Source organism: Massilibacteroides sp. (assembly GCF_028705895.1).
Taxonomy (GTDB): domain Bacteria; phylum Bacteroidota; class Bacteroidia; order Bacteroidales; family Tannerellaceae; genus Massilibacteroides.
Window position 1 is genome coordinate 1 of the sequence record NZ_JAQWCQ010000083.1, and the last position, 9,860, is coordinate 9,860.

8 protein-coding genes are annotated in these 9,860 nt (G+C 37.0%); 4 read left to right on the forward strand and 4 right to left on the reverse strand.

Translation table 11 applies throughout. The features are described 5' to 3' along the window. Window positions 1-479 precede the first annotated feature (479 nt). Window positions 480-1,634, forward strand: a complete 1,155-nt coding sequence (locus PHT93_RS14410; protein ID WP_300244316.1) for a sialidase family protein — start codon at window positions 480-482, stop codon at window positions 1,632-1,634. 32 nt (window positions 1,635-1,666) lie between these two features. After that, window positions 1,667-3,439 (forward strand): L-fucose isomerase, encoded by a 1,773-nt coding sequence (locus PHT93_RS14415; RefSeq protein ID WP_300244317.1) that lies wholly within the window; start codon window positions 1,667-1,669, stop codon window positions 3,437-3,439. Between the two features lie 39 nt (window positions 3,440-3,478). Here PHT93_RS14415 and aroC read toward each other — a convergent pair whose 3' ends face one another. The 3 genes from aroC to PHT93_RS14430 are packed head-to-tail and all read right to left on the reverse strand — an operon-like array spanning window position 3,479 to window position 6,356. Then, window positions 3,479-4,549 (reverse strand): chorismate synthase, encoded by a 1,071-nt coding sequence (aroC, locus tag PHT93_RS14420; RefSeq protein WP_300244318.1) that lies wholly within the window; start codon window positions 4,547-4,549, stop codon window positions 3,479-3,481. A 3-nt stretch (window positions 4,550-4,552) separates the two neighbouring features. Then, entirely contained in the window at window positions 4,553-5,131 is a 579-nt protein-coding gene (locus tag PHT93_RS14425; protein ID WP_300244319.1) for an FKBP-type peptidyl-prolyl cis-trans isomerase, read from the reverse strand. Window positions 5,132-5,180: 49 nt separating this feature from the next. Beyond that, complete coding sequence (locus PHT93_RS14430; RefSeq protein WP_300244320.1) at window positions 5,181-6,356, reverse strand: PatB family C-S lyase; 1,176 nt, start codon at window positions 6,354-6,356, stop codon at window positions 5,181-5,183. 218 nt (window positions 6,357-6,574) lie between these two features. Between PHT93_RS14430 and PHT93_RS14435 the strand changes: the two genes are divergently transcribed. Further along, window positions 6,575-7,420: an AraC family transcriptional regulator gene (locus tag PHT93_RS14435; RefSeq protein WP_300244321.1), complete on the forward strand. Its 846-nt coding sequence runs from the start codon at window positions 6,575-6,577 to the stop codon at window positions 7,418-7,420. Between the two features lie 32 nt (window positions 7,421-7,452). Here the strand turns inward: PHT93_RS14435 and PHT93_RS14440 are convergent, their stop codons facing one another. Next, window positions 7,453-8,949 (reverse strand): tetratricopeptide repeat protein, encoded by a 1,497-nt coding sequence (locus PHT93_RS14440; RefSeq protein ID WP_300244323.1) that lies wholly within the window; start codon window positions 8,947-8,949, stop codon window positions 7,453-7,455. Window positions 8,950-9,156: 207 nt separating this feature from the next. Here PHT93_RS14440 and PHT93_RS14445 point away from each other — a divergent pair, with 207 nt between their 5' ends. Next, window positions 9,157-9,786: a hypothetical protein gene (locus PHT93_RS14445; RefSeq protein ID WP_300244325.1), complete on the forward strand. Its 630-nt coding sequence runs from the start codon at window positions 9,157-9,159 to the stop codon at window positions 9,784-9,786. The last annotated feature ends 74 nt before the right edge of the window (window positions 9,787-9,860 follow it).

A 9,860-nucleotide genomic window follows, 5' to 3' on the forward strand; every position in this document is an offset into this window, starting at 1 on the left:
GAATCTTTTTCCAAAAAGAATAGGGAGATTTTATCCATTGCCTTTTTTTGTTCAATTTTGATAATTCAAAAAAAACGGGCATGCCGTATCGTGCGTTTTAAGTGTGGTTTTTCGGTGTTTGTTTTTCGGGTACATATATTGTCATTTTATTTAATAAAGCGCGTTAAAACAACGCTGTTGAAGCCGACGACAATTTGTCTGAAAATGACAAATTTTGCTATTATTTTGTTTTTTATTTCACTTTTTTATATTTGCTGTCCATGATTTGTTTTACCTTATCGAGGTAATCCCATTAAAAACGACATAATCCAAGTGTAATAACAACCGGGGTTTCGGACTGATCCGGAATAATGAAGAAATGATGTTATATAACATTTGGTTTGCGATTTTGATTAAGTGTTTTATCGATAGGTTTGTTAGTATAATTCGTTTTATCTACTTATTATAATTCTGATGTACTACCTAAAGTTTTATATTTTATGATTTTGAGAAGCACTAAATTAGGACTGATCTTGTCCGTGTTACTGATCTCTGTCGGACAGTTGTTCGCGGGAGTTTCTTGTCGTGAAGCGATCTGGCGGGGAGTTGATATTGTTGCTACAGATGTACGTGCAACAAATGATAAATTCACAGATAATGCCGAGGAAGCCTCACAGTTATTAGATGAGAAAAAGCGAGAGCGACTGCGTACTATTAAGCCGGAATTTATACGGTCTGAGATTATCCGTGCTCCGAAAGATGTTCCTTCAGCGCATGCTTCAACGATTGTTGAAACAGAAGATGGTTTATTGGCTGCTTGGTTTGGAGGAAGTTATGAAAGGCATCCTGATGTCAGCATTTATTCTTCTCGTTTTAAAAACGGACAATGGAGTGATCCGGTTATGTTAGCTGATGGCGTTCAGAATGAATCACAAAGATACCCTTCCTGGAATCCGGTATTATTTAAACGTGAAAATGGAGATCTTATTCTTTATTATAAAGTAGGGCCGAGTCCCAGTACCTGGTGGGGGGAATATAAAATATCAACCGATGAAGGTAAAACATGGTCTTCATCAACTGCTATTCCGCGAGGTTGTCTCGGACCGATCAAAAATAAACCCGTAAGTATTCCGGGACATAAAATCCTTTATCCTACCAGTATCGAGATAGTTGGAAAATGGAATGTTTATATGGAGATGTCTAATCAAGACCTGACCAACTGGGAGAAAATAGAAATAGACAATAACGGGTTTAACGCGATCCAGCCATCTGTGCTTTTTTATAAAGATGGTGCTATGCAAATACTTTGTCGTACAAAAGATAAATATGTAGTCGAATCCTGGTCTCAGGATAATGGTAAAACCTGGTCTAAATTAATGCCTACTGAGTTGCCCAATAATAACTCAGGAACAGATGCTGTAACATTAAAAAATGGTTTGCAGGTTATTATCTATAATCCAATAACAGAGGGGAGAAACAAATTAGCTATTGCAGGCTCCTATGACGGGAAAATTTGGGAAAAATTAGTTGACTTGGAAGATCATTCTTCGGGAGAGTTCAGTTATCCGGCTATTATACAAGATAAAGAAGGTATAGTTCATGCCGTTTATACTTATAACCGGGAGAAAATAAAATATGTGCAACTGAAATTCTAAGAATATTGTTAATCACTTTAAATTATAACGCTATGAATACGAATTATCCAACGATCGGTATCCGTCCGGTTATTGACGGACGAAGAAAAGGTGTGAGGGAAGCCTTAGAAGAAACAACCATGAATCTGGCCAAAAGCGTAGCTGAATTATATACGTCAACCTTAAAATACCCCGATGGCTCGCCTGTAAAATGTATCCTTGCGGATACGTGTATCGGAGGTGTAAAAGAAGCTGCGGATTGTGCTGCCAAGTTTGAAAAAGAGAATGTAGGTCTTAGTCTCTCCGTAACGCCTTGTTGGTGTTATGGCTCGGAAACGATTGACATGAATCCTCTTATACCTAAAGCAATCTGGGGTTTTAATGGAACCGAACGACCGGGTGCTGTTTATCTGGCAGCTGCTTTGGCGGCGCATACGCAAAAAGGACTTCCTTGTTTTGGTATTTATGGCAGAGATGTACAAGATATTGATTCGAAAGAGATTCCGGATGATGTAAAGGACAAATTGCTTCGTTTTGCGAAAGCCGGTTTAGCTGTTGCATTGATGAGAGGTAAATCTTATCTCGCTATTGGAGCCGTATCTATGGGTATCGCAGGTTCGATTGTTGATCCCGACTTTCTGCAGGAGTATCTTGGTTTAAGAGCAGAATTTGTTGACTCCACCGAATTAAGTCGTCGTATTAAACTGGAAATTTACGACAAAGAAGAATACCATAAAGCCTTGGAATGGACAAAAAAACACTGCGTGGTAAATGAAGGAGAAGATTATAATCCCGAGCATTTGAAAAAAAGCAGAGAGGAAAAAGAGCAGGATTGGGAATTTGTCGTGAAAATGACGCTTATTATGCGTGATCTGTTAATCGGGAATCCAAAACTTGCAAAGATGGGTTATGAAGAGGAAGCTATGGGGCATAATGCTATTTGTGGTGGATTTCAAGGGCAACGACAGTGGACGGATTTCCTGCCGAATGGTGATTTCTCGGAGGCGATATTGAATTCGTCCTTCGATTGGAATGGAATCCGGAAACCATTTACGTTTGCAACAGAAAACGATCATTTAAATGGACTCAGTATGCTTTTTAATCAGTTGTTAACCAATACTTCGCAGATGTTTGCCGATGTACGTACGTATTGGAGTCCGGATGCTATTGAAAGAATAAGCGGATGGAAGCCGGATGGATTGCTTAAAGATGGTGCCATTCACCTGATCAATTCCGGCTCTTGTACTCTTGATGGAACCGGTCAGCAAACCAAAGATGGTAAACCGGCAATGAAACCATTCTGGGAGATTACTGAAACTGAAGTGGATAAAATGCTTAAATCTACGAAGTGGTATCCAGCTAATCTGGAATATTTTCGCGGAGGAGGGTATTCTTCAAAGTTTTTGACCAAAGAAAATATGCCCGTGACCATGTGTCGTTTGAATCTTGTAAAAGGGCTTGGCCCGGTTCTTCAATTAGCCGAGGGATGGACTGCCCGATTCCCCGATCATGTATTTGATCTGATCGATAAACGTACGGATAAAACCTGGCCGTCCACATTCTTTGTTCCGAGAATAACAGGGAAAGGGCGTTTCAAAGACATTTACTCTGTTATGAATTATTGGGGAGCAAACCATGGAGCAATCAGTTATGGACATATTGGCCTCGATCTTATTGCATTAGCTTCCATGCTTCGTATTCCTGTTAGTATGCATAATATTGAAGAATCTCAGATCTTCCGCCCTTCTGCGTGGAGTGCATTTGGCTCGGATGCGGAAGGTTCGGACTATCGGGCATGCAACACATACGGACCTGTATATAAATAAGAATAGATAAAAAAAGGATTGCTTCATAGCAATCCTTTTTTATTGATGTGTCTTTTGTATCAAAAGATAATCTAATAAGGTCATAGCCGTCATTGCTTCCACAATGGGGACAGCACGCGGTAACACACACGGATCATGCCTTCCTTTTGCTTTCAGGATGGTTTCTTCACCCTCCTTGTTGACGGTATCTTGCTCCATAAGAATAGTCGCAACCGATTTAAAAGCAACCCGGAAATAGATGTCCTGACCATTCGAGATACCCCCTTGGATACCCCCCGAATGGTTTGTCCGTGTATTTATTTTACCATTATCGTTGAAGAAACGGTCGTTTCGCTCAGACCCTCTGTAAAGAGCAGCGTCAAAACCATCTCCGTATTCGAACCCTTTTACGGCATTTATCGTTAACATGGCATGTCCTAAAGCGGCATGCAGTTTACCAAAAACAGGTTCGCCCAATCCTGTTGGAACACCCTTGGCAACACAAGTAATAACTCCTCCGATAGTGTCACCTTTCGACTTCACCTCAGCAATCAATGTTTCCATTTCTTCTGCTTTTGCAGGGTCAGGACAACGAACAGCGTTGGTTTCAGTTCTGTTCAGATCATAATCTGTATAATTTCCTGAAAGTTTAATCCCGCCAACCTGAGAAGTATAAGCCTGTATATTAATATTAAATTGCTTCAGAGCTAATTTTGCTATCGCTCCGGCTACACAGCGGGCAATAGTTTCACGGGCAGAAGAACGTCCACCTCCGCGAGGGTCACGTATGCCGTATTTGGTTTGGTAAGTATAATCAGCATGCGAAGGTCGGTAAACCGTTTTCATATTATCATAATCAGACGAATGCTGATTTTTATTCCATACAATAAAACCAATCGGTGTACCTGTCGTTTTTCCTTCGTAAATGCCGGAAAGAAACTGAACTTCGTCGTCTTCTTTACGTGGAGTGGTAATACGTGACTGACCCGGTTTCCGTCTGTCTAATTCCTGTTGAATAAAGGTCATATCCAACTTGATACCGGCAGGACATCCATCTATTACGCCACCTATTCCCGCTCCATGCGATTCACCGAACGAAGTCAGTCTGAATATATTTCCAAAAGAATTCATGTATTAGTGACAGCTACCACATCCACATCCACAACCACCTTCTTCTTCATCGCTTCCACAGCCACAACCTTCGTCTCCACAACCGCAACCTCCTGCAGATGCAGACAATGCTGCTATTTCTTCAGCAGTTGCTTCATGTACGTTGATCACTGTTCCACTGAAATGAAGAGTTTCACCAGCTAATGGATGATTAAAGTCCATAATAATAATATCGTCTTTAACCTCAAGAACAGAACCATTCATTCTGTTTCCATTCGAGTCCATCATTGGAACGGTGTTACCCTCTTTTATAGTTTCAGCATCAAATTTCCCCTCAACAAGGAAAATATCTTTAGGAAGATCCAATACATGTTCTTCGTTGTATTCGCCGTAAGCCTCTTCAGGGGAAAGAGAGAAAGAGAACGTATCGCCTTCTACAAGTCCCATTAGTGCTTTCTCAAATGCAGGAAGCATTAGACCTGCACCATAAATAAATTTCAATGGAGCTTCGACAGTTGCTTTTTCCATTAATTCGCGTTCTTCGCCTTCGCCCACATTCAGATCGTATGTTACTGCTACGGACTTGTTTGTTGAAATCTTCATTTTTATTTGATCTTAATTTGATAATAATAATCCGGACAAAGGTACAATATTATTTTTTACCGATTGCGTCCTTTAATGCTTTCAATGCTTGTTCTATGATGAGTCTTGAGCAGCCTACATTCATACGCATGAATCCTTCACCACCGGAACCAAACATTTTACCATCGTTTAAAGCCAATCCGGCCTTGTCCTTGAATAAATAAACAAGTTCTTCTTGCGTAAGGTTCAGATCTCTGCAATCCAACCAGACAAGAAATGAGGCTTGAGGTTGATAGACTTTAATCTTAGGAATAGAAGCTTTTAAATATACATCCACCGTCCGGACGTTCTCCATGATATAAGAACGCATTTGTTGTAGCCACTCGGCACCATACGTATAGGCAGCTGTAGTAGCTGTATAGGCAAAGATGGTACCATCTGATAATTCTCCTGCTTCCAGAAAGCTATAAAACGTGTTTCGTAATTTGTCGTTGGGTACTATTGCGTAAGAAGTTACTATTCCTGCAATATTGAATGTTTTACTTGGAGCCATAAAGGTAATACTACAGGCTGCGGCTGTAGGAGAAACAGTAGGAAACGGATGATGCCTGAATTGCGGATAAGCCATCTCTGCATGTATTTCATCCGAAATGACCAATATATTGTGCTTTGCACAAATTTCTGCCAGTTTTGCTAATGTTTCCTTCTTCCAGACTATGCCGGCGGGATTATGAGGGCTGCACAGTATGAACACTTTACATTTGTCATCAATAATTGATTCGAGATGATCAAAATCCATCTCATATTGACCATTAATAAGCTTTAGAGGATTATTGACAACTTCCCTGCCCATATGTTCTGGAACCAAGCGGAAGGGATGATAAACAGGAGGTTGTATAATTACTTTATCTCCGGGCTTGGTAAAACATTGTAGCACAAAGCCTATTCCTTTAACAATCCCCGGAATATAAGTGAGCCATTCTTTTTCTACCGTCCATCCGTGTTTGTATTGTAACCATTCTATGATGCTGTTGTAATATTCCGGAGAAGCATAAGTATAGCCGAAAACTTCATGTTCGCACCGTTTGCGGATGGCGTTAACTATGAAGTCCGGTGTGCGAAAGTCCATGTCTGCCACCCATAAAGCGGTCAGATCATCTCTGCCGAAGCGTTCTTCCAAGAGATCTACTTTAATACAATCAGTACCTTTTCGGTCAATCACTTGGTCAAAGTTGTATTGTTTCATGTCTATTGATATGAGATTTATTTTTTTATTGTTAACCTCAAAGATACGTGAATAACTGATTTTACGAAGCTGTCTTCTGTGAAAACTTGTTTATGATGTGTTTTTGTGTTTTATGTACAGATTTCGTTTATTTTGTTTTCGGATTCCTTACACTTGTTTTATGGATCCGGTATAAGACTCGTTTTTTTACACTTAATATTGAACTAAAGAATAATACGATGAATGCATCATTAAATCAATATGCTTCATGTCAGGGCGAAGATTATAGTGGTATAATTTTTATTTCGCATGAAAAAACTTCAGAAGCAATAGATTATATAGCAGAAAAACATTCATTTGTTTTTTTTAAAGAAGGTCATATTCGTTTTTCAATTAATGGAGAGAAGCGAAAAGAACTTGATCAGCCTTCATTTTTTTTGCTTTCTCCAGGAAGTGCATTCAGGAGTGTTGCATTACTACCTTCTTCAATAGTTATCATTTCTGTTATTGATCATTTAGATATTAAATTACCTTTTAGAAGTAATCTTTCAACCCGGATGAAAGATAAGTTTATTCTTCCACTAAATGTGTATGTGAAAAATTATCTGATATTATTGAATGAATTATTTAGCTTTGGTTTCCTGAATAAGGAATATATGAAACTGAAAATAGCAGAACTCATGCTTATTATTGATATGACTTATTCTATAGAAGAAAAACAAGGCTTTTTCTCGGTAATAATTAATAATGAATTTTATTTTTTAAGTTTTATACGGAAAAATTATAAAAGAGCAAAGAGTGTCAGACAACTTGCAGAACTTATGGATTACAGTATATCGGGATTTGAAAAGAAATTCCGGAAAGTTTTTTCTCAATCAGCATCTCTGTGGTTAAAAGAACAGAAAAAAACAGCTATCTATGAGGACCTTTTAAAAACAGATAAACCTCTGAAGGAAATAAGTCTGGAATACGGTTTCTGCTCAACAACTCATTTTAATAATTATTGTAAGGGTTGCTTTGGTTGTCCTCCCGGAAAATTAAGGAAACAATTGATCATTACGGAAAATACGTTGAATGAAGATTGATGAAAAGCTACAATGATTTCAATCCTTTCTTATCACTTAAAAGACTTAATATAAAGATATAGGTCAGTTTCAGAATCTATATTTAGTTTTTTCCTTAGCCTGCTTTTTCTTATTTGTATTGAACGATGTTCTACAAAACTGTATTGAGCTATTTCTTTTGACGAAAAATCTAAGAAGATCATTGCGCAAAACCAAAATTCCGAATTAATTAAATCCGGATGCTTCGCCAATAAGTTTTTTGTGAATTCAGGGAATCTTTCTCTAAAATTGGGGATGAAGGAGCTGTCGTTTGACTTGGCAAGTTCCGTAAGATCCAAAATCGTGTTATTTAGTTTTGATTCTAAAACTTTCACCTCCTTTTCCTTCTCTTCTAATATTTTTTGATGACTACGTCTATATTTTACCCATATAGCTCCAGCTAAAACAATTATAGCTATAAAACCCAAAAACCACATTGCTAAAAGCTTTTGACTGCGATTTTTAACCGCTTGTTGTTCTTCCTGAATGATTATATTCAAAGCCTTTTCTATTGCATCCTGCTTAGCGTTTAAAAGTTCATTCTCAACAGTAACAGCCTTGTCTTTGTAAACCTTTGCACTATCTTTTAACCCTTTTTCAGAATAAACTTTGGAAATTTGTTCATACAATTCCTGAAATTCATTTTTCATTTTAGTTTCTTCCAGATTTTCCAAAGCCATATGATAATAAAGCAAGGCAGAGTCTGGTTCTCCCTTTGCATTCTGCATATCTGCTAAGTGCCTATATACCCAAGACCTGTAATTGAGGTTATTTTCTCTGGCAACTTTTAATGATTGATTAAAATAGTAGCTTGCAGAATCATACTGCTTTTTCATTGAATAATAATCACCGTATAAGGTGTACAAATTCAATCTGTTACTTTGCGCATAGGGTATTTCTGTATTTTGTAAAATGTCCTTGTTCTTATTAAGATAATAAAACATAGAGTCGTCTAATCCTGCGTTTTTGTAAGATATACATAGGTTTTCGTATGCTAAACTCTCTAATTGCAGTTTTATCTTTGTTTCTGTGATTAGCATAACTTCATTAAGTCCCCTTCTGAATTCTTTGATTGAAGCAGAAGGTAATCCGAGATACATAAATATTTGTCCTCTGATCCGATATATCTCAGAGTGCAGATCTGAATTCTCTTGTGTGTATGGTTCGTTTTCACTTAATTGTAAAAAATCAAGAGACTTGTTGTATTCCCCAAGGTAACTTAATGCCCTTCCTAAATAAAAATATGATCTTGCCTTTCCATAGGAGTAATCTGATTCTTTACTTAAATTAAGAGCCTGACTTGCTGTTTCAATGTTCTTAAATAAATCTACTTTTAAGAAATGTTGGAAAGAGGTAGCCAGCAAACTGTCAACAATATGTTTTTGTTCAGATCGTGTTTTTTGAGAATATAAGGATATGGGTGTCGTAATTAAAAAGAAAAGTGCAATTATATAAAATTTGTTCTTCATTAAGTCTCTTTTTAATAAATTGTAAACAAAATAAAATTTCAACTATAATAACGATATTAAAACAGCTTTTGAAGTACAAATATATAAAAAAATATCAGGACGAAATTTATTCGTATTTAGTGGTTAATCTTCTTGTAATTCATATTGTTGTACTTTTGTTGCATCTTTTCGCACTGCTCTTTTTGGTGAAAAATATACTTTTGCCGTACTTTATTTAACACGAATGATATTTTTAATTTAGCCGTTATTATGAATGAAAAATCTCTTTTAGAGACTTATTGCTCTAATCTGGAAAATACAGAGAATCGCTTTGTTTTAACAAAATTTGATCCGGAAGATAAAATTGACCTGTTTACGAAAAATCATTTGATTGTTTTTTTGACTAAAGGTTCAGTCCGGATACAAATTGAGCCGAATAAACCATTCCACGTAGATGCTCCTTCCATGTTTCTTGTACCCAAAGGCAAGTATTATGAAAGGGTAGCCCTTACTACTTCCGAAATGCTGGTGCTTCCTTTCAGAAGCCATTTGGATATTTCATATATCTCTGCGATAAAATCAACGGAAGATAATCAGACTCTTTTGGGAAATGTTCAATTATCGGATAGTCTCTATGTTTTAGAAATAAAACCGATGCTGATCAATTATGTTGATTTATTAAAAGAAGCCTTTTCTGTAGGATTTACAGATGCTGATTTCTTTTCTCTAAAGATAAAGGAACTAATGTTTCTTATTGAACGAATTTATTCGCCTGAAGAGCAGTTGAACTTTTTTTATCCGATATTGAATAATGATTACGTTTTTTCCGATTTTATCTATAATAATTATAAGAAATTGAAGTTTCGCAAGTTAAAAACAGGAGTTGCTATTAAGGCATAAAAAAGGCATAGGGATTTTCATATATCACTGAAAATGAGTATATTTATAGTGTCTAAAGAATAAAATACTCAACC